Below are 22,148 nucleotides of genomic sequence, written 5' to 3' on the forward strand. Positions count from 1 at the left end.
GAAAGGTGACCGATGGACGGGCGCGAGGACGAGCACGCATCGCTGGCGGACCGTTTCGAGGCGCACCGGGGCCACCTGCGGGGCGTCGCCTACCGCATGCTCGGCTCGCTCGCCGAGGCGGACGACGCGGTCCAGGAGACCTGGCTGCGCCTCGGCCGCTCCGAGGCGGGCGACATCGAGAACCTCACGGGCTGGCTGCGCACCGTCGTCTCCCGGATCTGCCTGGACCAGCTGCGCTCGGCCGCGGCCCGTCACGAGGAACCTGCGGGCGAACACCTGCCCGAGCCCGGCGCCGCCGTCGCGGGCCCGGAGGAGGAGGTGCTCCTCGCCGACTCGGTGGGCCGCGCCCTGCTCGTCGTACTCGACAGGCTGGGCCCCGCCGAACGGGTCGCCTTCGTGCTGCACGACCTGTTCGCCGTGCCGTTCGACCAGATCGCACCCGTCGTGGAGCGCACGCCGCTCACCACGAAGAAGCTGGCGAGCCGCGCCCGCCACAAGGTCCGCGGCACCTCGCCGCTCGACGCCCCGACGCTGAGCGCGCACCGCCACGTCGTGGAGGCCTTCCTCGCGGCGGCCAGGGGCGGTGACCTGGAGGCGCTCCTGATGGTCCTCGCCCCCGACGTCGTCCGTACGGCGGACCTGTCCGCGCTGCCCGCGGGCCGCGCCGCGGTGATCCGCGGAGCGCGCGCGGTGGCGGACGAGACGGTCCTGCTCCGGCGCAACGCCCGCTTCGCGGAGCCCGCGCTCGTCGACGGCGCGGTGGGCCTGGTCGTGGCCCCGCACGGCAGGCTGCTGCTCGCGCTCGTCATCAGGGTCGAGGGCGACCGCGTCGCGGCGTACGAGGTCGTCGCCGATCCGGCGCGGCTGCGGGCGCTCGATCTGGCCGTGCTCGGCGGGGTGCCTGACAGGCCCGAAGGTGGGCATGCGGGAGTGTGAGAGGGCGCACCTCGTCGCCGCGGCGGGTCATGTACTAGAGTTATCTCGACATCGAGATATCTGCCGAGGCGCACCAGAAGCCGCCACTCGGTAAGGGTTACCTAACTAAGCCTTACCTTAGCGGATCGACGAGGAGTCGTGGCGGCAGGATGTGACGGAAACGCGCACATATATGAAGGAGACTGTCGTGTCGGCGAACAGCTTCGACGCCCGCAGCACGCTGCGCGTGGGCGACGAGTCGTACGAGATCTTCAAGCTGGACAAGGTCGAGGGCTCCGCACGCCTTCCCTACAGCCTGAAGGTCCTGCTGGAGAACCTGCTCCGTACCGAGGACGGCGCGAACATCACCGCCGACCACATCCGTGCCCTCGGCTCCTGGGACTCGCAGGCCCAGCCCTCGCAGGAGATCCAGTTCACGCCGGCCCGCGTGATCATGCAGGACTTCACCGGCGTGCCCTGCGTCGTCGACCTCGCCACCATGCGCGAGGCCGTGAAGGAGCTCGGCGGCGACCCGGCGAAGATCAACCCGCTGGCCCCGGCCGAGCTGGTCATCGACCACTCCGTCATCGCCGACAAGTTCGGCACCAAGGACGCCTTCGGCCAGAACGTCGAGCTGGAGTACGGCCGCAACAAGGAGCGCTACCAGTTCCTGCGCTGGGGCCAGACCGCCTTCGACGAGTTCAAGGTCGTCCCCCCGGGCACCGGCATCGTCCACCAGGTCAACATCGAGCACCTGGCGCGCACGGTCATGGTCCGCAACGGCCAGGCCTACCCCGACACGCTCGTCGGCACCGACTCGCACACCACGATGGTCAACGGCCTCGGCGTGCTCGGCTGGGGCGTCGGCGGCATCGAGGCCGAGGCCGCGATGCTGGGCCAGCCGGTCTCGATGCTCATCCCGCGCGTCGTCGGCTTCAAGCTGACCGGTGAGCTCAAGCCGGGCACCACCGCCACGGACCTCGTGCTCACGATCACCGAGATGCTGCGCAAGCACGGCGTCGTCGGCAAGTTCGTCGAGTTCTACGGTGAGGGCGTCGCCGCCACCTCCCTCGCGAACCGCGCCACCATCGGCAACATGTCGCCCGAGTTCGGCTCGACCGCCGCGATCTTCCCGATCGACGACGAGACGCTGAAGTACCTGCGCCTGACCGGCCGTGACGAGCAGCAGGTCGCGCTCGTCGAGGCGTACGCCAAGGAGCAGGGCCTCTGGCTGGACCCGGCCGCCGAGCCGGACTTCTCGGAGAAGCTGGAGCTCGACCTGTCGACGGTCGTTCCCTCCATCGCAGGCCCGAAGCGCCCGCAGGACCGCATCGTCCTCGCCAACGCCGCGCAGCAGTTCGCCCTCGACGTGCGCAACTACGTCGACACCGCGGACGAGGCGGGCGAGGAGTCCTTCCCGGCCTCCGACGCCCCCGCCACCACCAACGGCGTCCCGTCGAACCCGACCACGGTCACGGCCCCCGACGGCTCGACCTACGAGATCGACCACGGCGCGGTGACGGTCGCGGCCATCACCTCCTGCACCAACACGTCGAACCCGTACGTGATGGTCGCCGCCGCGCTCGTCGCGAAGAAGGCCGTCGAGAAGGGCCTGACCCGCAAGCCGTGGGTCAAGACCACCCTCGCGCCCGGCTCCAAGGTCGTCACCGACTACTTCGACAAGGCGGGCCTGACCCCGTACCTCGACAAGGTCGGCTTCAACCTCGTCGGCTACGGCTGCACCACCTGCATCGGCAACTCGGGCCCGCTGCCCGAGGAGGTCTCGAAGGCCGTCAACGACCACGACCTGGCCGTGACGTCCGTCCTCTCCGGAAACCGGAACTTCGAGGGCCGCATCAACCCCGACGTCAAGATGAACTACCTGGCGTCCCCGCCGCTGGTCGTCGCGTACGCCATCGCGGGCTCGATGAAGGTCGACATCACGACCGAGGCGCTCGGCACCGACCAGGACGGCAACCCGGTCTTCCTCAAGGACATCTGGCCCTCCGAGGCCGAGGTCAACGACGTCGTCGCCAACTCCATCGGCGAGGACATGTTCAACAAGTCCTACTCCGACGTCTTCGCGGGCGACGCCCAGTGGCAGGCGCTCTCGATCCCGACCGGCAACACCTTCGAGTGGGACACCGAGTCGACCTACGTGCGCAAGCCCCCCTACTTCGAGGGCATGGCGCACGAGCCGTCCCCCGTCGAGGACATCTCGGGCGCCCGCGTCCTGGCCAAGCTGGGCGACTCGGTCACCACCGACCACATCTCCCCGGCCGGCGCGATCAAGGCCGACACCCCGGCGGGCAAGTACCTCACGGAGCACGGCGTCGAGCGTCGTGACTTCAACTCCTACGGCTCGCGCCGAGGTAACCACGAGGTCATGATCCGCGGCACGTTCGCCAACATCCGCCTGCGCAACCAGATCGCGCCGGGCACCGAGGGCGGCTTCACGCGTGACTTCACGCAGGCCGACGCGCCGGTCTCGTTCATCTACGACGCCTCGCGCAACTACATCGACCAGGGCATCCCGCTGGTCGTCCTCTCGGGCAAGGAGTACGGCTCGGGCTCGTCCCGCGACTGGGCCGCCAAGGGCACCGCGCTCCTCGGCGTCAAGGCCGTCATCGCCGAGTCGTACGAGCGCATCCACCGCTCGAACCTCATCGGCATGGGCGTCCTGCCGCTCCAGTACCCGGAGGGCCAGTCCGCCGAGACGCTGGGTCTGACCGGCGAGGAGACCTTCTCCTTCGAGGGCGTCACCGAGCTGAACAACGGCTCCACGCCTCGGACGGTCAAGGTCACCACCGACACCGGTGTGGAGTTCGACGCGGTCGTGCGCATCGACACTCCCGGTGAGGCGGACTACTACCGCAACGGCGGCATCATGCAGTACGTGCTGCGCAGCCTGATCCGTAAGTAGGCTTGCCGCAGTTGGTAGTTGAGGGCTCGCATCCCCGGATTGGGGATGCGAGCCCTCGTCTTTTCCCGTGCGGCTCAGCGGGGGCTCGGCGCGCAGTTCCCCGCGCCCCTGACGGGGCCCCGGCCCTCTACGCCGGCCAGCCGCCGTACGGGATCGTGATCAGTTCCATCGCGTGCTCCGACGGGTCCAGGAAGTAGATGCCCTTCCCGCCGTCGTTGCGGTTGATCTCGTTCGGCTGCTTCTGGTGCGGGTCCGCCCAGTGCGTGATGCCGCGCTCGCTGATCTTCGCGTACGCCGCGTCGAACTCCGCTTCGGAGACCAGGAAGGCGTAGTGCTGCGGGGTGATGTGCTCCGCGGGAACGGTGGCGAAGTCCAGAGTGACTCCGTTGCTCAGGGCCACCGCGACGAACGGGCCCCATTCACCGGTGATTTCGAGTCCGAGCAGGTCCGCGAAGAACGCGGCGGACTCCCGGTTGTCCCGGGCGTGGACGATCGTGTGGTTCAACTCGACTGACAAGGAATGCCTCCATAAGGCATCTCCCGACACCTCCATGCCTCACCCGGTCGGTGACCGGCACGCGATGTCGCCGTGGATCTTAGACACGACGACCTCGCGTTGTCGAGCTGATTCTGTGGACTACCTCTGTCGCGGGGCGAGCGCCACGGCCGCCGCCGTGACCAGGACGGCCACCGCCGCCCAGGCGAACGCCGCCCGGAAATCGGCCACTTGGGCCCCCGCGCCGCCCACCGTCGCGCCCACGAGGACCGCGAGGCCGAGCGAGCCGCCGAGCTGGTCCACGGAGCGCTGGACGCCGGACGCGGTGCCCGCGTCGGGGAGGCGGGCCAGCCAGGCGAGTCCCGCCGCCGTCAGGAGCAGGCCGGCGACCGAGGTCCGCGTGGTGCCGAGCGCGCGGATCAGACGGGAGACCTGGGAGACCGCGACGAGCAGCGCGGCGCAGAACGGCAGGTAGGCCAACCCCGCCTGGAGCGGGGTGAGTCCGATGACGTCCTGGAGGTAGAGCGTGGCGAGGAAGAACGTGGTGGAGAGCCCCACGCTGAGCGGCACCGTCGCCGCGTTCGCGACCGCGCGGGTGCGGTGCGTGAAGAAGGAGAGCGGGACGAGCGGGCTCTTCGACCGGGCCTCGACGAGGACGAACGCGGCGAGCAGCGCGAGGCCGAAGACCACCGCCGGTGCCGAGCCGCTCAGCACGCCGTACACCAGGGCGACCGGGCCGCCCGTCAGGAGCACGGCCCCCAGCAGGTCGAGCCGGGCAGCCCCGTCCGCGCCGCGCGGACCGTCAGGGCGTACGAACGCCGGGGTGAGCGCCACGACGGCCGTGACGATCGGCACGTTGATGCCGAAGATCCAGCGCTAGTCGAGGAGTTGGACGAGCGCGCCGGACAGCAGGACGCCGACGATGAGGCCGCTCGCGGAGATCGCGCCCCAGATGCCGAGCGCCTTGGCACGCTCGGCGGGGGCGGGGAAGAGGAGCGCGATCAGTGACATGGCTGCGGGTGACGCGAGGGCCTCGCCCGCGCCCTGCGCGAAGCGCGCGGCGATCAGCGTCGGAAGGTTCGGCGCGAGTCCCGCGGCCAGCGAGGCGAGGGCGAAGAGCACCGCGCCGAGCAGGAACATCCGCCGCCTGCCGAGCAGATCGGTCAGGCGACCGCCGAGCAGAAGCAGGCCGCCGCCGACGAGGGTGTAGCCGGTGACGACCCAGGACACGGATCCTGTCCCGGTCGCGAAGTGGGCCCCGATGGAGGGCAGGGCGACGTTCACGACGGTGACGTCGACGGCGATGAGGAACTGGAGGAGGGAGAGAAGCGCGAGCGCGGGCATGCGGCGCGGAGAAGCCTGTACGGGGAGCTGGTTCATGACGTGGGCACTCCAGGTCGGCCCCTGGCCACGGCGAGGCGGCGGGGCTGAGGAAGACGGACGCTTCCGTGCCATCGGCCCGTGGGACGGGCGGGGCACCTGGAGTTACTTGGTCACGGACATGCCGGGGACAGTAGTCGCCCGGCAGTCCCTGCGCATCCGGATTGTTCGAGTTACTGGCCGGGGGAGTCCAGCGTCGGCAGGTAGCGCGGCGCACGCCACGCCTTGAGGCGGTGCTCCACCGCCGCTCCGAGCGAGAGCAGCTCGGTGTCCTGGCGGTCACCGGCCATCAGGAGCAGACCGACGGGCAGTTCCTTCACGGACCCGGCGGGCACCGAGAGGGACGGGTATCCGGCGACGGCCGCCGGGGTGGAGGAGGGGATGACGTCGTTGTCGCCGCGCGCGCAGTCGGTGGTCCAGGCGGGCGGGTTCGTGGGCGAGGCGATGGCGTCCAGGTCGTGGGCGGCCATGGTCTCGTCGATGGAGCGTCGCGAGAGGTCCTTCAACTCGGCGCGCATCGCGCGGTATTCGGGGTCGGTGGTGGGCGGCGCCGCGAGGGCCTGCTCGAACAGCTCCTGCCCGGCGAAGCAGCTCTGCTCCTCGGGGTGGGTGCGGTTGAACTCGATGAGCCCCGCGAGGTCCTTGGGTCCTCGGCGCGTGCCGAGGTAGGTGTCGATGTCCCGGTGGAACTCGCTGAGCAGCGCGGGGAATTCGAGTTCGGCGAGCCGCGCCTGGTACGGGGGCGTCACCTCGACGACCGTGGCACCGGCCTTGCGCAGCTTCTGCGCCGTACGGGTCATCACCGCGTCCACGTCGGCTCCGAGCGAGGGCAGCCGCCACAGGCCGATCCGCTTGCCGCGCAGGCCGGCGCCCCGGTCGTCCGCCGCCTTCTGGGGCTCGGCGCCGCTCAGCACCGAGAACGTCAGCGCGGTGTCGGTCACGTTGCGTGCCATGGGCCCCGCCGTGTCCTGCTCGGCGGAGATCGGCACCACGCCCGACTGGCTGACGAGACCGAGGCTCGGCTTGTGGCCGACGACGCCGTTCATCCCCGCGGGGCACACGATGGAGCCGTCGGTCTCGGTGCCGATCGCCACCTGCGAGAGGGACGCGGCGAGGGCGGCGCCCGACCCGGCGGAGGAGCCGCAGGGATTGCGGTCGAGGACGTACGGGTTGTTGGTCTGTCCGCCCACTGCCGACCATCCCGAAGTCGGCTTGGCGCCACGGAAGTTGGCCCATTCGGACAGGTTGGTCTTGCCGAGGATCACCGCTCCCGCCGCACGCAGCCGGGTCACCAGGGCGGCATCGGTGCGGGGCGGGCTCCCGGCGAGCGCGAGCGATCCGGCCGTCGTCGGCATGTCACGGGTGTCCACGTTGTCCTTGAGCAGGACGGGGATGCCGTCGAGGGGGCCCAGGGGCTTGCCGCTCCGGTGCCTGGCATCGCTGGCGGCGGCCTCGCGCAAGGCCGTCGGGCTGGTGCGCAGGACCGCGTGGATCTTGGGGTCGACCTTCTCGATCCGTCGCAGATAGGCCCGGGTCAGCGCCGATGAGGTCAGCGAACCCTTCGCCATGCGTGCCTGCAATTCAGGGATCGTCACGGTGTCCAGATCGACCCCGGCGCCGGGGGAGGACCCGGCGCCGCGCGCACCGGATCGCGTATCGGATTGCGCACCGGCATGCGGTACGCCCAGCAGAAGGGACCCCGCGACAAGCGCGGCGGTCGCTGCGGCAATGCTCCTCTTTCCCATGCGGCCCAGACGACTACACGGGCCGCTCCGGGCGCAAGGGTCGACGCTCCCGAGCGGCGAGTTGCGGCCGACCACCTCGTCGGTCACCGGGCGCGGCGTCCCGTTCCAGCGTTCCATCCGTGCTTCGTTCCCCCTGGTCGGAGGGGAGTTGCGCGTCCCAGCTTCCCGCTCTGCCCGCCTTTTGTGGCGGCTGGGACCGGCGGGCTCGCAGACTCAAGTCGTCCGACACCCAGCTCAAGGAGTCTCTCCATGTCCCGTTCCCCTTTCGGTGCGCGCCGCCGCATGGCAGGGGTGGCCACCGCCGCCCTGCTGTCCCTCGGCCTGTTGACCGCGTGCGGTTCCGAGTCCTCGGACACCGACGCGTCGAGCGCCAGCTCGTCCCAGAAGAGCGAGAAGAGCGAGAAGAGCGAGAAGAGCGAGAAGAACGACAAGGGCAACTCGAACCTGTCCTCCCGAGCCGAAGGCGGGGAGACCAACTTCATGCAGGGCGACGCCCTCAGCAACAGCACGTTCCAGTTCAGCGTCGACGGCGGCACCGAGTCCCTCGCCGAAGTCGCCGCGCTGAACGTGGACCAGCCCACGGAGCAGGAGTTCCCCTCCAACAAGCTCATCCCCGGCCAGCAGAGCTCGGGCACGGTGACCGTGGTCCGCGGCGCCGAACAGTCCCAGCAGTTCACCGACTTGGTCAACGGCGGCACCCAGCCCCAGACGGCGTCCCTCAGCGTGCTGGACCACACGGGCGCCGTGAAGAAGCAGTACACCCTGCAAGAGCCCAGGGTCGTCAAGGTCGACAACCCCCAGACCGGCAACGCCCAGACCGTCACGCTCCACTTCACGAGCCTGTCGGTCGGCTAGGACGTTTCGCACGGGGAAGATGTCGCGCGGGCGCGTTGTTGTCACGCGACATGACACTCTTCGACGGCTTCGATCCCGCCACCGCCGAGCTCCTCGACGGCAAGAACTTCGCCACCCTCGCCACGGTCAACCCCGATGGCGGCCCGCAGTCCTCGGTGGTCTGGTTCGTGCGCGAGGGCGACACCCTGCTCATCTCCGTGACCGCGGGCCGCAAGAAGACCCGGAACATCGAGCGCGACCCCCGCGTCAGCATCGCCGTCTTCGATCTGGCCAACCCGTACCGCTCCGCCGAGATCCGGGGCACCGCCGAGCTGTTGCCCGACCCGGACAAGGCGCTGCCGAAGCGTCTCTCGCAGCGCTATCTCGGCGAGGACCCGCCGAACGAGAAGGCGACGGAGGTCCGGCTGGTCGTCCGGGTCACGCCGGAGCGGGTCAACGGCTTCGCGGTGTAGTCACGTCACCGCGACCCGGGCATCCGCCGCTGACCTGCCGGGGCCGGGCTCAGGTTCGGGCAGCGTGAGCGCCGTGTGCGCGGGGCGGCCGGTGCGCGGTGGGGCCGTGGTGAGGGCGCGGAGTCTGGTGTTGCGCCGTTCGAGCGCCTCCGCCGTGGTGGGGAAGAGCGCCGCGTCCCCCTTGCCGACCTGGGACTGGTTGAGTTCGACGAACCCGCGGGTGTCGCGTTCGTAGGCGGCGAAGGCCGTGGCGTGGTCGCGGTGCGCGGCCAGTGAGCGGGCGAGCATGTAGGCGCCGACGAGGGCGAGGCTGGAGCCCTGCCCGGTCAGGAACGACGGGGCGTGGGCCGCGTCGCCGAGGAGCGCGACCCGGCCCTTCGACCAGTGCGGCAGGCGCACTTGGCTCACGGTGTCGAAGAACGGGTCGGCCTCCTCGCGCAAGGCGGCGACCATCGCCGGGATCTCCCACCCGTCGTCGGCGAACGTGGCGGCGACCAGGTCGCGTTGGGCGTCGACGTCGCGGAGGATCTCGTAAGGCGGTTCGGGCCGGGCGAAGTTGAGGAACGCGTACAACTCCGTGCTGTCACGCACCGCGTAGAGTGCCGCCGCCCTCCCCGGCGTGTTCCAGATGCGTACCTCGTGCGAGAGCCCGAGGGTGTTGGGCATGGTGAAGATGGCGAAGCAGTACCCCAGATAGCGGTGGAACCGCCGCTCGGGGCCGAACACCAGCTTCCTGGTGTGCGAGTGCAGCCCGTCCGCGCCCAGGACCAGATCGAACGTGCGCCGGGCGCCGCCGCGGAAGACGACGTCGACACCGTGCTCGTGTTCCGTGAGCGTCTCGATGGAGTCGTCGAAGAGGAACTCCGCCTCGTCCCGTACGACCCCGTACAACGCCTCCGCCAGCTCCCCGCGCGGCACTTCCACGTCATGTCCCTCGACCCCGCCGGCCGCCACCTGGGGATGGACCACCGCGGCCGTACCGCCGTCGGCGTCGAGGAAGGTCAACCGCCGTGAGTCGATGTGTGCTTCGCGGAGCCGCGGCAGGATGCCCATGCGGCGCACCACCTCCACCGCGGTGCCCCGCACGTCGATCGGGTACCCGCCGCCCCGCAGCGCGGCCGACTTCTCGACCACCGTCACCGCGAATCCGTACCGCCGCAGCCAGTACGCCACGGCGGGACCCGCGATGCTCGCGCCGGAGACCAGGACCGTGCCCTTCGCTGTCCTTTTCGTGTCCATACGTCAACTCCTCTGTCTGCTAAGCCCGTTCGAGATCGGCCGACGACGACGTGCGGTCGTGGCCGGAAGATGAAGACCCGGAAGGTGAAGAACCGGAAGGTGAAGAGGCGCCGCTGAGGCGCGTGCGGCGTACGAGCACGGCCGCGAGCACCGCGGCGATCACGAACGCGCCGGAGGCGATGCCGATGTAACTGAAGACGCCCGTGGCCGAGTTCGTCGTCTCGCCGTCGACGACCACGGTGGTCGACTCGAGCACGGCCGCGCCCACGAAGTTCAGGACCACGGAGCCGATCGAGACCATGACCATGACCAGGCTGGAGACGATGCCCTGCCGTTCGGCGGGCGCCAGGCTCCCCGCCATGTTGAAGCCGGACGTCCCGAGCGCGCCCACCGTCACGCCGAGGAGGAATCCGCAGCAGAGCGCGGCGGGCAGCCGGGAGGCCCCGAGGAACATCCCGAAGGTCACCACCGTGCCGAGCGCGATCGCCCCGGCCAGCGTCGACGCGGGGCCCACGCGGGCCGCGATCCACCCGGCCGCGGGACCCCCGAGCGTGACCCCGACCCCCGGCGCCGCGAGCAGCAGTGCCACGGAGCCCTGGTCGGCGAGCCCGTACCCGAGGTTCTGGTCCCCGGAGACGTCACCGATGAGCGGGACGAGTTGCAGCATGCTCTGGTACGAACCGGCGGCGAGGAAGACGACGAGGAGCGTGAGCACCAGTGGACCGCCGAGGTTCCTGACGTCGATCAGCGGGTCGGGCTTCCGGCTCGACACCAGGAACCACCTGGCCAGCGCCGCGAGGCCGCCCGCGAGGAGAGCCAGCGGCCCGAAGGACGCCCAGCCGAGCTCCGCGCCCAGGCTGACGTAGCCGAGCACCCCGGCGAGCCCTCCGCCGAGGAGCAGCGCACCGCCGACGTCGATCCTGCCCGGCGTCCTGACCAGCGATTCGGGCAGGGCGTGGTGCACGCAGATCGCCATCGCGATCGCCACGGCGGCCGATACGAGGAAGAGGATCTGGAAGCCGAACTCCGTGGCCAGTCGCTCGATGAGGAACCGGGACGCGATGTTGAGCACGGCGGATCCCGACGTCACGATGCCCACGATGATCATCGCGATGCGGGGCGCGCAGACGCCTCGCACGATCGCGACGGAGAGGAACACGGCGGCCAGCGAGGCCCCTTGCAGCATGCGCCCCGCCACGAACACCCAGATGGTGGGCGCCACGGCGCATAAGAGCGCGCCCGCGCAGCTGACCAGCAGCGTCACGACGAGCACCTTGCGTTTGCCGTGGATGTCGGCGCTCCTGCCGAGCAGCGGCGCCCACAGCACTCCGGCCAGCATCGCGGTCGCGTTGAGCCAGGCCGCCTGGTCGGTGCCGAAGTGGTCGAGCATCTCCGGCAGGACGACCAGCGGCGCGGTGATGGCCGAGTCGACCACGAAGTTCACCAGGGCCAGGACGGCCACCAGGCCGACGAGCCGCCCGCTCCACCGCTTGTGCGGTTCGGTGTTCATACGCACCCCCTTAGGAAACGTCTTGGTTTCTTATTCGGAAGAGTAGGGTGTGCGGATAAGAAACGTCAAAGGTTCTTAAGCCCTGAGGAGTGTTGTGGAGCGACGCCGTGGCGAAGCGCTGGAGACGGCCATCCTCGAAGCGGCCTGGGAGGAGTTGACCGAGCGGGGGTACGCGAACCTGACCGTCGACTCCGTCGCCAAGCGGGCCGGCACCAGCAAGCCGGTGCTCTACCGGCGCTGGGCCGACAAGCAGAAGCTGGTCGAGGCGGCCGTCGTGCGCCGCAACGTCATCCAGCAGATCCCCCCGGCCGACACCGGCTCGCTCCGCGGCGACCTGCTCGCCACCCTCACCGAACTGGGCGAGAAGCGCGGCCCGTTCCTCGCCCAGCTCAGCCTGCTGCTCGCCGGGTACTTCGCCGAGGCCGACTCCAGCTACGCCGATCTGCGCGAGCAAATCCTCGCCGGACGCCGCTCGGGACGCGACGAGATCATGGACCGCGCCATCGCGCGCGGCGAGATCGACCCGGCCCGGCTGACGCCGCGGATCGCCTCGCTCCCCTTCGATCTGCTGCGGAGCGAGGCGATGATGACGCAGCGTCCGGTCCCGCCCGAGGTGATCGAGGAGATCGTCGACACGATCTTCCTGCCGCTGGTCCGCGCCCGCTAGGGGCATGGGTCAGCAACAGGCAGCTGGCCGAGTGGCCGTGAGCGGTGGGATCGGTCGCGGTCGTCCGCTCGCCGTAGGTGAGGCCGGGATGGGGGTTCTGCCCGTCAGGTGTGCGGAGGTCACTCACTCATGAATCCGTCCGGGTACTGCGCAGGTGTGCCGGTACCGCCCACCACTGGTCCGGGCGGTCCACGACCGGGGCGTCGGGGCCGGTCTCGCCGTACCGGGCGAGGCGCAGCAGGTAGGCCGCGATACCTGCCGCGCCCTGCATCCACGTCGTCCGGGGCGGCAGCAGCGGCGGGTCCTCGCGGTGTTCCACAAAGCGCCAACGGGCGCCCGCGCCGTCCCTGACGACCCGGTCGACCAGCGCATCGCCCATGCGGTGCGCGGCCCGCAGCAGGGTCTGCCTCCTCTCCGCCGCCCGGCAGTCCTGGGCGGCGTCCAGCAGGACGTCTCCCACGCCTGCCGTTCCGCAGCAGCGGCCGTCGTTGTCCCAGAAGCCTGGACGGAGGCGTTCCGGCAGACCCGAGGTGAGGATCGAGGTCAGACAGCGCTGCCGCAGTTCGTCGACGTGGTGGCCCGCCACCTCGGTGACCCCTGCGTGCGCCAGCGCGGTGAACAGGTGCGAGGTGCCCGCCGGGCCGTGGCACCACGTGTACGTCACCGGTTCCACCTCCCGGCGCGACGGCGGGATCGTGTGCGGGACGACGAAGCCCGCGTCCTTCAACGACCCCACCGAGAGGACGTGCCGGGCACCGTCCACCGCGGCCTCGACGAAGTCCTCGCGATCCAGGGCGACGCCCGCGACCGCCAGCGCGGCCGCGACCCCGGACGTTCCGTGCGAGTAGTTCGGCGCCCTCGACGGTCTCCCCGGCGTCATGCCCCAGTCGAGGCCCGCTTCCGTACGGTCCGCCGCCCGCAGCAGGGCCTCGCCTCCCGTCGTCGCGATCACCTCGGTGAACTCGCTCTTCGCCCAGACCGCCGTCATCACCACGCCCGCGGTCCCCATGATGACGTCGGTCAGGGGCGCGTCGGAGCCCGGCTCGAAATCGAGCGTGGTCTTCCATCCGTCGCCGGTGGCCAGGACGGCCAGCCGCCGCAGCGCCACGGCTTCCTCGCCCGGGGCGAGCAGTCTGAGCGCCGTCGCGTCGCCCGCGAGGCCCTCGTACAGCGAGGGCTCCGTCCGCCGCCCGGCCTGTGCCGACAACCTGGTCACGATGCCGGTCGCCAGTGCCGCTTCCGTCGCGCTCAGTTGCCGGTACTGCGCGATCTCGGCCAGCACCGGGGCCAGGCCGGCGATTCCCGCGTACAGCGAGTCGCGGTCCTGTGCCGGTGACGGGGCTTCCGGAGCGCCCTCCACCACCGTCTCCACGAGCCACGGGCCCTCGTCCTCGCGCACGTGGTCAAGGACCCACGACCACGCGGCCTCGGCCACGTCCCGATATCCGTCGCTCCTCATCCATCCACGCTACAAACGCCGGAAGGTCACGCGGCCAGGCTTCGCCGTCTGGCCGTGATGGTCCTGCCGTGCCGCCCGAACTGGCCTGAACAGAAAGGGGGAGTTGGCGGCCCAGTACGAGGGTCGGGGGTGAAGGTCACCCCCTCGGTGCGCTGCCGATTCCCCCCGCCCGCACCCACACCTGCACCCGCACCTGCACCCGCACCCGTTCCCCTGGCCCCACAGGAACGGCCGAGATGTGCCGCCGAGCGTCCGGACTTGCTCTCACAGTCTCCTCACGCTCTCCCGCACCATCGGGAGAGAGCGCTCTCAGACACTCAACTCCGCTCCACCACCCCACCGTTGGAACGACGAGAGGTCCCCCCTGTGAGACGCAAGATCACTGCGAGACGCAAGACCACGGCAAGCCTCGGCCTGTCCGCCGCCCTCGTGGCGGCCACCTTCGTGGCCACCGGCCTCGCCCCCTCCGCCGCCGCGGAACCCCGCTCCGACTCCGGCGCCACCTCGAAGGCCCTCGCCTCGCCCGGCCTCCTCGACGCCATGGAGCGCGACCTCGGCCTGAGCCCCGCCGCCGCGCGCGAGCGGCTCGCCGACGAGCGGCAGGCCGTCAAGACCGAGCGCGCCGCACGGAAGGCGGCGGGTTCGGCGTACGCCGGTTCCTGGTTCGACGCCGAGAGCGGGAAGCTCACCGTCGCGCTGACCGGGCGGCAGGCCGCGGGGGAGGTGCGCGACGCGGGCGCCGACGTGGAGATCGTCAAGCACTCCGCCGCGACGCTCGACGCGGCGAAGAAGCGGGTCGACAAGCTCAAGGCCCCTGACAACGTGGCGAGTTGGCGGGTCGACGCGAAGGCGAACCGCCTCGTCGTCGACGTCGTCCGAGGCCACCGTGCCGACAACGATGTCAGCACCTTCCTGCGCAAGGCACGCGCCACCGCCGGCGCCCCCGTCCAGGTGGGCACGGTCCCCGCGGGACCGAGCACCTTCGCCGCGGGGACCGTCGGCGGCGACCCGTACTACACCGGCAACGTCCGCTGCTCCATCGGCTTCTCGGTGCAGGGCGGGTTCGTCACGGCCGGGCACTGCGGCAAGGCGGGCGCGGGCGTGCGCGGCTGGGACAACTCCACCATCGGTACGTTCCAGGGCTCTTCGTTCCCCGACAACGACTACGCGTGGGTGTCCGTCGGCAACGGCTGGTGGACCGTCCCCGTCGTCCTCGGCTGGGGCACCATCCCCGACCGCCTGGTCAAGGGCTCCTCGGAGATGCCGGTCGGCACGTCGATCTGCCGCTCCGGCTCCACGACCAAGTGGCACTGCGGCAACCTCCTCGCCAAGAACGAGACGGTCAACTACTCCGACGGCACCATCGTGCACCAGCTCACCAAGACCAGCGTCTGCGCCGAGGGCGGTGACTCGGGCGGCTCGTTCATCAGCGGCGACCAGGCCCAGGGCGTGACGTCGGGCGGCTGGGGCAATTGCAGCAGCGGTGGCGAGACGTGGTTCCAGCCGGTGAACGAGATCCTCCAGCGGTACGGGCTGAGGCTGCACACGGCCTGATCCCGCTCGATCCCGCCCGCCGTGGCGTTCAGTACGCCATGACCTGCTTGAGCTCCCTGATGACCTTGGAGAGCGCCTGGTTGATGTCCGTGATCAGGCGCGGGTCACCGGCGGCAGGCATCACCACCGCGCGCCGCTCGATGATCAGCTCCTGATAATCCCCGAGCCGCAGCCTCGGGATGTCGCGCAGGGGAACCGGCGAGCGTACGTCCCCCTGCCTGACATGGGCGATGTCTCCGTGCGTGACCCGGCGTTGGGACAGCCAGCGGATGAGCAGGTCCCGGGCGTGGAGGCATTTCTCCTCCAGTTCGATGTCGAGATAGGCCATCGCCGAGCTGTGTTTCCAGTCCACGGCGACGCAGTACTGGTTGGCCGACTGGGACACGATGGAAAGCAGCTGCGACAGAAAGGGATCGGACTGGTCCGCCGCGCGCCGACTGACGATCTCGTAGTCCCGGATGGCATCCAGGGTCGAGCGGGCCGCCACGAAGACCCTTTCGTACTGCGACAGGTGCCGGTCGAAGACGCGCAGGTTGTGTTCATCGCGTCGCGTGGCGCGGTGCTGGTACACGAAGACGGCGATGGACGCGAGCGTCGTGACCATGGCCGCGCCCGCCGCCGCGAGCGAGGCCGAGACCAGGGTGCTCATCGAATCTGATGGTGGCGGGGGACGATGATGAACGTCCTGGTCACCCGCACATGGGGAATGTTCTGGATCTTGTCCATGACCAGCCGGTGCAGCTGGTCGATGGACGGCAGCTCGACCTTCGCGATGACGTCGGCCTCACCGTAGACCGCGGCGGCCTCCGTCACGAATTCCGAGTACTCGTCCATGAGCGTGTTCACCACGTTGCCCGAGTTGTTGGCGGGCACCGTGATGAGCACGAATGCGGTGACCGCGGAGTTACGTGTCACGCGGCGCATCCGGCCCTCCCAGGCAGGGCCGGACGCGCTGAAGAGTGGTCCGTCATGAGATTCCCCCGACTTCCGGGTACTAAGGATTCCCGGCAGAGCCAGCGCCAATCGTCCTTTGCCGCAGGGGGAGTTCACGCCCCGGACCGCTACGGGGCGTTGGTGAGTTCCTCGACCTCTTGGGCCACGGGGTAGGAGTCGGGGCAGGGGACCTTGCCCATGCCGAAATCCTCCACGGTCTCGACTTTGAGGCGGCGTACGGCCTCGCACCGTGCCGGAGGCGGACCGCCCGCGTGTCCTGCCCTGCCACAGTTCACGCAACCGCACCGCTCCCGGCGCGCCTCCAACGCCATTGCGCCACTTCGCATCGGGTGGTTCCGCTCTGGCGTTCGCTGGACAGTGGGATGCGTCGGATGCCCGCTCCCGAGCAGTGGAGCTTCACGCTCATCTGCGCGCCAGTGAAGACCGAAATCTCATGCCCCTTGGGACTCTTGGCCCGGGCGTCCGACTCGGCAAGCGGGCAAAGGGCCATGGGCAGGGGCGTCCTGGGATGACACAGGACGGTCCCGAACGAAACGCCCCTCTGCTGGCGCTCTGGCGTGACGGCACCAACGCATCAAAGACATATCGGGGGATGAAACGTCAGGGTGAAAGGACCTCTGAGACTCAGCACCGTCCTTTGCCAGAGGCTCGGTGGTTGCGTCGTTCCGCGGCTCGGCGGACGAGTATGGCGTGCAGGTCCCGGGCTGCTGTGGGGACTGAGTGTGTGTGGCGCCGTTGGATCATCACGCGGAGCTCGGTGGTGTCGTTTGCCAGTGGGCGGCAGGTGATGGTGCCGCTGCGCTCCAGAGGGTCACCGAGCACGCTGTAGTCGGGCAGCACGGTGACTCCGAGTCCTTCGGCGACCATGAGTTTGCCCATTTCGGCGCCGTCGGCTGCGTATGCGAAGGACGGCGTGGGGCCGTTGAGGAGCCGGTGGACGTAGCGGTGCATGACGTAGCCGGCTCGCATCACGATCAATGGCTGGGCCAGCAGGTCGGAGACGGTGACCGCCTTGAGCGCGGCCAGGGGGTTGTCCGGGCGGAGGCAGACCACCGGGCGCCCGCGCAGCAGTTCGGTGGTCTGTAGACCGGGTGGAAGGTCGTCGTCTCGGAGGTAACTGACCAGTCCGAGGTCGAATCCGCCCTCAGTGAGGTGTTGTTGGATACCGTCCTGCCGGTCCGCGACGACTTCCACCTGAGTCGAGGGGTGGGCAGCGCGGAGTTCCCGGATGGCCGGTGTCAGGAGCGTGACCGTGGCGGCGTTGACCGTGCCCAGCCGCAGAGTGCGGCTGATGTGGTGCTGTTCGTCGGCGGCCCGACGAAGCCGGTCGACCGCGTCCAGCACCCCGGCGATGTGCGGCAGGAGTTCACGCCCTTCATGGCTGATCCTCGCTCCGGAACGCTTGCGTTCCAGGAGTTCCACTCCCAGTTCCCGTTCCAAGTTACGGAGGGTCTCGCTCAGCGCTGGCTGCGATAAGTGCAGTTCCTCAGCTGCGCGGCGCAGCGACCCCAGCCTGGTGACCGCCGCCAGGTATTCCAACTGTTCTGTGCGCATGGCGAGCTACCTCCGACGCCCATCATAAACCGGCTGGGACTGCCGGGTAACGCAGGGGCGAAAAGGTCTCCCTATCACCGCATCGGAAATTCCTTGCAGGTTCGTTTTTAGGGTCTAGAGGGAGCCTGGGCGTGGCAGGATATCTGCGACGGCAGCGAGTAGTTTCGCCGCCTCGATCCGTGAAACGCTTCGATTGGGAAAGTGGGAGAGAAGTGCCTGTTATCTCTGATGTCGCCGTCAAGGTGAAGGTTGCGGACGTTGGGATCGAAACCTCTCGGGAGGAAAAGGGCGTAGTGATCCCGACGTACGTTCCGACGATCGAGGAAACTGTCACTGCCAGTGGTGCGCACTGCCAGGGCGGCTGCGCGAGCGCTTCCTTGGTCCCTGAAATCCGATAGCAAGGAATCCTTAGGGTGCGTGTAAGGCGTGAAGACCTTCGCGTCCCCGATGCCGAGGCCGACCTCTATCTGGTCGGTCTTGGCATCGGTGGACTCGAGCGTAGGACCGTGGAGGCGGACGAGGTCTTGCACAGTGCAGGAGTCATTCTTCACCACACTGCCTTTGATGCTGATCTGCGGCACATGTATCAGGCAGAGGTGGTGGATCTGGAACCTGTCTATGCGGATGGGCCCAATCCGCTGCAGGCCTATCGCAACATGGCAGCTCAGGTGCTCCAGGCGGTCAGGGACGGTGATGGGAAGAGCCCCGTGTGCTTTCTGACGTATGGGCATCCCCTGTATCTCGTTGAGTCGGCCTGGATCCTCATGGAGGAGGCCGGAGTCGAAGGTATCTCGGTAAAGCCACTCCCTTCGGCCTCATTCCTGGATGCGGTATTAGTGGACCTCGGGGCCAGGTTCGACTTTGGAGTTCAGGTCTACGACGCGAGTGTCTTTTATTCGCATGACATTGAGCCGGATATTCGATTTCCTGTGATTCTGGCGCAATTCGGGAGCTTTGACATTCGACGGCTCCGGCAGTCCGGAGATCTGTACGGCCGAATATCTCCGCTCACTCACAGGCTTCAGGATATCTACCCGCCCGACCGTGCTGTTGCGGCGGTTCTTTCTTCCTGGCGGCCGGACATGGCACCCCAGATCAGCCGTACGACGATCCGGGACCTCGACTCTCTGATTTCCAGCAGTCACAGCGGTACAACTCTGTTCATCGGGGGGAGCGAACCGTGGGCGAACGTCCAACAGGACTGGATGAAACTGAGGTAGTTCCGTTCCAGTTCTGGGGTGTGACGGTCGATGTCCATCTCCGGCATTCCGAGGACCGTGACCACGTCCGCTACTACTTCCAGGACTACCTGCGGCCGCCCGGCGGAGCGCCTTCGGACCTTTCGATCGCCCTCCTGAGTACCGAGGGGTGTTTCATCGGCGGAGCTGCCCACGTTCGCAAGGACATTCACATCCGGACGGCCGGTAACTCTTGGCAGCTCTACGAGAGCTACGTGGGGGAGCCGACCCGGGCGACGCCGCTCCCGCCGTTCCTGCTGCCGCCCTTGAAATCCATCGTCCGCCCCGTGCACGCGAGCGCGGTGGCCTCACCGCAGGATCCCTCCCGGGCCGTCTTGCTGCACGGCCCCTCCAAGGCCGGCAAGTCGTCCGTCCTGCTCGAGCTGACCCGGCTGGGCTGGCACTTCGTCTGTGACGACACTGCGCTGCTGCACAACGAGCGCACGGTCTACTCCTACACCCGGCCCATCGGTGTCAGGGAATCGACGCTGAAGACCCACCCCTGGCTGCGCGCGCATCTTGCGCACGCCCCCAGTTTCACCACGCCGACCGGGACCACCTGGGCCGTCCACGCCAACCTCCTGCCGGCCAAGCGCTCCCCGGCCGCGACCGACTGGGCCTGGACGGTCGCTCTGCGCCCGTCCCCCACCTACCACGTGGACCGTCTGACGGAGACCCGCTGGGAGATCGCACTGGATTCGAGGCAGGACATCGGGCGAGCCGTCGCGGACATCATCACGGAACTCACCGGAGCCCCTTCATGACCCAGAACCTGTACTTCGACTTCTACGGGGTGACCACCCGGCTACGGGTCGCCCCGGCCGACGCCGACGAGGCCCTGTTCTACTTCCGGGACCAGTAACTGCCGCGGCCCCCGGCAGGCGAACCCGATGTGGTGGTGACCCTGAGCTGCCCGGAATGGCCCGAGCGCGGCTTCTTCACCAGCCTGCTGCGCAAGGACCACCTGACCAAGCGCATCGAGATCGACCGACGCACCGACTATGCCTGGACCCGGGTGGCCGATCACACGTTCACGGGCTGGTCCGAGATACCGTCGCCGCTTCCGCCCTTCCGCTACTCCCACCTGTGGACGACCACCGCGGTCGGCCCGGGGACCTGCTTGGTGATGCCCGACAGCCGGGGACTGCTCATCACCGGGGCCAACTACGTCGGCAAGACCTCGACCTCTCTGGTGCTGTGCCAACGCGGAGGGCGTCTGGTGAGCGACAGCCTCGCCGTACTCGACCTGACCACCGGTCTGTTCCGTCGGTACGACGGCCCCCTCGGCTTCCGCAGGGGAAGCCGCCGACACCACCTGGACAAGATCACCAGCGGCGTCCACCGTGAAACGGTGTCCCCGGACACCGGCCTGGTGCTCCTGGTACCTCCCGCTGAATTCCTGGGCGCCCCCAACCTCCCCCAGGGCAAGGTCGACCGAATCGTTCGCCTCGAACGCCACGCATCGCCGCCCGCGCCCTATACCGCGGAGACAGATCTGTCTCCCTGGTTCTCCGGTGCTCACCGGCACGAGATCGCCCAGCACCTCCCCGAGGCGACCACCGTCGTGCCCGTAACGGAGGCGGCCTCGCCCCTTCAGATCGCCGACCTCCTCGAAAGCGTCCTATGACTGCCCTGCTGACCGCGGACGCGGTCTCCAGAACCTACGCCGGCGCCTCCGCCCCGGCCCTGTCCGAGGTTTCGTTCCGCATCGGGGAGGGGGAGGTCGTCGCTCTGCTCGGACACAACGGGGCGGGAAAGTCCACCCTGTTCGAGATCGTGTGCGGCCTTCAGCAGGCCGACTCGGGTACGGCCAGGCGTTCCGTGGGCGCAGCCGACTTCGGCTGGTGCCCGCAACGAGAGATCATCGACTGGTCGTTGACTGTCCGTCAGAACGTCGAGATGGGACTGGCGTTCCGCCGCGGGACCCTGCGCGGTGTGCGGTCCCTGGCCCAGGAGATCTGCGAAGTCGTCGGCCTGGAGCGGTTCCTCGACCGGCAGGCGGAGACACTGTCCGGCGGGGAACTGCGCCGCTGCCAGATCGCCCGAGCCATCGCCGGCCGGCCGCGCCTGATGATCCTCGACGAGCCGACCACCGGCCTGGACCCCGACGCCGTCGCGCACGTCTTCGACTACCTCCGCGACAGCGCCAAGAACGGTTCCACCGTCCTGGTCAGCACCCACGACACCTCGCGCTTCGCCGACCACTGCACGCGCGTGCTGGCCCTGAGCGCCGGTCGCCTGCTGGCCGACCAGTCCGTGGCCGCCTTCCTGGCCCCCGTCGGCGAGTCCAACGACCTGTGGGACGGCTACCGCCACCTCACCCGCCAGCCTTCCACCACCTCCGAGCTTCCATCGGCCGAGGTCGCGCACCCATGAGCACCCTCCAGACCCGCCCACAGGCCCGCCGTCTCGCCCTCCCCCTGATCGCGGTCCGCTTCCACTGGCTCTCCCTGTGGAACTGGCGACAGGTCTACTACGGCCGGATCATCGAGCCGATCGCCTACCTGCTCTTCCTCGCCGCCGGCATCGGCGGAGCACTCGCCTCCGGACCCGGCCAAAGCCTGGGCGCCTACCTCGCGTTCGTCGTCCCGGGCATGTTCGCGATGCTCGCGTTCCGCTCCGGCACCGCTGCCGTCTCCGATGTCGCCAACGACCGCAAATGGGGCGTTTTCGCCTTCTACGCCCTGCACGGAGGCGGCCCCGCCGGATACCTGTCCAGCATCGTCACGATCCTCGGCACGGTCTTCCTCGCCCAACTCGCCATGGTCCTCGTGCTCGCCGCCGTCCTGGGCGGCCTCGCCGACGTGTCAGGGCCGCACCTGATGACCACGGTGCTGACCGCGCTCCTCGTCGACGCCGGCTGGATCGCCGCCGGAGCAACCGTCGCCGCCCGCGTGCAGTCCTACGCCGCACGCGACTTCCTGCTGACCCTCACCACCCTGCCCGTCGTGCTGGCAGCACCGCTGTTCTACCCCCTGGACTCCGCACCGGCCTACCTGCGCGCCGTGGCCCACGCCGACCCGCTCACCTACCAGGTCGCCTGGCTCCGCGACACTTGGTCGGGCGATCCCTCCGGCCTGCTCTGGGCAGCCCTCTGGGCGGCGATCACAGCGACCGGAGCCGTGCCGATGCTGGCCCGAGCGGACCGCGTCACTCGGGAAAGATGACCAATCGGGGTGCTTCAATACCGCCACAACCAGGCCCGAC

22 protein-coding genes are annotated in these 22,148 nt (G+C 69.2%); 11 read left to right on the forward strand and 11 right to left on the reverse strand.

Annotation, left to right across the window (positions count from 1 at the left end; translation table 11 throughout):
* The first annotated feature begins 12 nt into the window (after positions 1 to 12).
* Positions 13 to 936, forward strand: a complete 924-nt coding sequence (locus tag KY5_RS31175; protein ID WP_098245331.1) for a sigma-70 family RNA polymerase sigma factor — start codon at positions 13 to 15, stop codon at positions 934 to 936.
* Between the two features lie 187 nt (positions 937 to 1,123).
* On the forward strand, positions 1,124 to 3,838 hold the full coding sequence (gene acnA, locus KY5_RS31180; RefSeq protein ID WP_098245332.1) for an aconitate hydratase AcnA: 2,715 nt from the start codon (positions 1,124 to 1,126) through the stop codon (positions 3,836 to 3,838).
* Between the two features lie 127 nt (positions 3,839 to 3,965).
* On the opposite strand, the gene KY5_RS31185 is transcribed toward acnA, so the two are convergent.
* From KY5_RS31185 to KY5_RS31195, 4 genes are all read right to left on the reverse strand, one after another.
* Positions 3,966 to 4,355 carry a VOC family protein gene (locus KY5_RS31185; protein ID WP_098245333.1) on the reverse strand — a complete coding sequence of 130 codons (390 nt, stop codon included), beginning with the start codon at positions 4,353 to 4,355 and terminating at the stop codon, positions 3,966 to 3,968.
* A 120-nt stretch (positions 4,356 to 4,475) separates the two neighbouring features.
* A complete protein-coding gene (locus KY5_RS42710) occupies positions 4,476 to 5,189 on the reverse strand; it encodes a hypothetical protein (RefSeq protein ID WP_234362938.1) in 714 nt (237 codons plus the stop codon).
* Positions 5,190 to 5,210: 21 nt separating this feature from the next.
* Positions 5,211 to 5,714: an MFS transporter gene (locus KY5_RS42715; protein WP_234362939.1), complete on the reverse strand. Its 504-nt coding sequence runs from the start codon at positions 5,712 to 5,714 to the stop codon at positions 5,211 to 5,213.
* Between the two features lie 173 nt (positions 5,715 to 5,887).
* Positions 5,888 to 7,459 (reverse strand): amidase family protein, encoded by a 1,572-nt coding sequence (locus tag KY5_RS31195; protein WP_098245334.1) that lies wholly within the window; start codon positions 7,457 to 7,459, stop codon positions 5,888 to 5,890.
* A 249-nt stretch (positions 7,460 to 7,708) separates the two neighbouring features.
* On the opposite strand from KY5_RS31195, the gene KY5_RS31200 reads away from it, so the two are divergent.
* Positions 7,709 to 8,314, forward strand: coding sequence for a hypothetical protein (locus KY5_RS31200; protein ID WP_098245335.1), 606 nt, complete (start codon positions 7,709 to 7,711; stop codon positions 8,312 to 8,314).
* Between the two features lie 50 nt (positions 8,315 to 8,364).
* Positions 8,365 to 8,766, forward strand: a complete 402-nt coding sequence (locus KY5_RS31205; RefSeq protein ID WP_098245336.1) for a PPOX class F420-dependent oxidoreductase — start codon at positions 8,365 to 8,367, stop codon at positions 8,764 to 8,766.
* Here KY5_RS31205 and KY5_RS31210 read toward each other — a convergent pair whose 3' ends face one another.
* Together KY5_RS31210 and KY5_RS31215 are read right to left on the reverse strand one after the other, a co-directional pair.
* The gene (locus tag KY5_RS31210; protein WP_098245337.1) at positions 8,767 to 10,005 is read right to left on the reverse strand and encodes an FAD-dependent monooxygenase; all 1,239 of its coding nucleotides are present in this window, start codon (positions 10,003 to 10,005) and stop codon (positions 8,767 to 8,769) included. It abuts the gene before it with no gap.
* A gap of 19 nt (positions 10,006 to 10,024) precedes the next feature.
* Entirely contained in the window at positions 10,025 to 11,515 is a 1,491-nt protein-coding gene (locus KY5_RS31215) for an MFS transporter (protein WP_098245338.1), read from the reverse strand.
* A gap of 94 nt (positions 11,516 to 11,609) precedes the next feature.
* Between KY5_RS31215 and KY5_RS31220 the strand changes: the two genes are divergently transcribed.
* On the forward strand, positions 11,610 to 12,182 hold the full coding sequence (locus KY5_RS31220) for a TetR/AcrR family transcriptional regulator (protein ID WP_098245339.1): 573 nt from the start codon (positions 11,610 to 11,612) through the stop codon (positions 12,180 to 12,182).
* A 127-nt stretch (positions 12,183 to 12,309) separates the two neighbouring features.
* On the opposite strand, the gene KY5_RS31225 is transcribed toward KY5_RS31220, so the two are convergent.
* A complete protein-coding gene (locus KY5_RS31225) occupies positions 12,310 to 13,641 on the reverse strand; it encodes a lanthionine synthetase LanC family protein (protein ID WP_234362940.1) in 1,332 nt (443 codons plus the stop codon).
* A 366-nt stretch (positions 13,642 to 14,007) separates the two neighbouring features.
* On the opposite strand from KY5_RS31225, the gene KY5_RS31230 reads away from it, so the two are divergent.
* Positions 14,008 to 15,195 carry a S1 family peptidase gene (locus KY5_RS31230; RefSeq protein ID WP_234362941.1) on the forward strand — a complete coding sequence of 396 codons (1,188 nt, stop codon included), beginning with the start codon at positions 14,008 to 14,010 and terminating at the stop codon, positions 15,193 to 15,195.
* Positions 15,196 to 15,223: 28 nt separating this feature from the next.
* Here the strand turns inward: KY5_RS31230 and KY5_RS31235 are convergent, their stop codons facing one another.
* From KY5_RS31235 to KY5_RS31245, 4 genes are all read right to left on the reverse strand, one after another.
* On the reverse strand, positions 15,224 to 15,844 hold the full coding sequence (locus KY5_RS31235) for a hypothetical protein (protein ID WP_098245342.1): 621 nt from the start codon (positions 15,842 to 15,844) through the stop codon (positions 15,224 to 15,226).
* Entirely contained in the window at positions 15,841 to 16,110 is a 270-nt protein-coding gene (locus KY5_RS31240; RefSeq protein ID WP_159072626.1) for an Lrp/AsnC family transcriptional regulator, read from the reverse strand. Before KY5_RS31240 ends, KY5_RS31235 begins: the two co-directional genes overlap by 4 nt.
* A 146-nt stretch (positions 16,111 to 16,256) precedes the next feature.
* A complete protein-coding gene (locus KY5_RS41930) occupies positions 16,257 to 16,424 on the reverse strand; it encodes a hypothetical protein (RefSeq protein ID WP_159072627.1) in 168 nt (55 codons plus the stop codon).
* A 349-nt stretch (positions 16,425 to 16,773) separates the two neighbouring features.
* Entirely contained in the window at positions 16,774 to 17,703 is a 930-nt protein-coding gene (locus KY5_RS31245; RefSeq protein ID WP_098245344.1) for a LysR family transcriptional regulator, read from the reverse strand.
* A 413-nt stretch (positions 17,704 to 18,116) separates the two neighbouring features.
* Here KY5_RS31245 and KY5_RS31250 point away from each other — a divergent pair, with 413 nt between their 5' ends.
* The 5 genes from KY5_RS31250 (at position 18,117) to KY5_RS31270 (ending at position 22,108) form a co-directional block, all read left to right on the forward strand.
* Positions 18,117 to 18,923 carry an SAM-dependent methyltransferase gene (locus KY5_RS31250; protein ID WP_159072628.1) on the forward strand — a complete coding sequence of 269 codons (807 nt, stop codon included), beginning with the start codon at positions 18,117 to 18,119 and terminating at the stop codon, positions 18,921 to 18,923.
* Positions 18,884 to 19,705: a hypothetical protein gene (locus tag KY5_RS31255; RefSeq protein WP_159072629.1), complete on the forward strand. Its 822-nt coding sequence runs from the start codon at positions 18,884 to 18,886 to the stop codon at positions 19,703 to 19,705. The genes KY5_RS31250 and KY5_RS31255 overlap by 40 nt, the downstream gene beginning before the upstream one ends.
* Positions 19,706 to 19,839: 134 nt before the next feature.
* Positions 19,840 to 20,568, forward strand: a complete 729-nt coding sequence (locus tag KY5_RS31260; protein ID WP_234362942.1) for a hypothetical protein — start codon at positions 19,840 to 19,842, stop codon at positions 20,566 to 20,568.
* A complete protein-coding gene (locus KY5_RS31265) occupies positions 20,565 to 21,317 on the forward strand; it encodes an ABC transporter ATP-binding protein (RefSeq protein WP_098245348.1) in 753 nt (250 codons plus the stop codon). The genes KY5_RS31260 and KY5_RS31265 overlap by 4 nt, the downstream gene beginning before the upstream one ends.
* Positions 21,314 to 22,108 carry an ABC transporter permease gene (locus tag KY5_RS31270; protein ID WP_098245349.1) on the forward strand — a complete coding sequence of 265 codons (795 nt, stop codon included), beginning with the start codon at positions 21,314 to 21,316 and terminating at the stop codon, positions 22,106 to 22,108. The genes KY5_RS31265 and KY5_RS31270 overlap by 4 nt, the downstream gene beginning before the upstream one ends.
* Positions 22,109 to 22,148: the final 40 nt, after the last annotated feature.

Source organism: Streptomyces formicae (assembly GCF_002556545.1).
GTDB lineage: Bacteria > Actinomycetota > Actinomycetes > Streptomycetales > Streptomycetaceae > Streptomyces > Streptomyces formicae_A.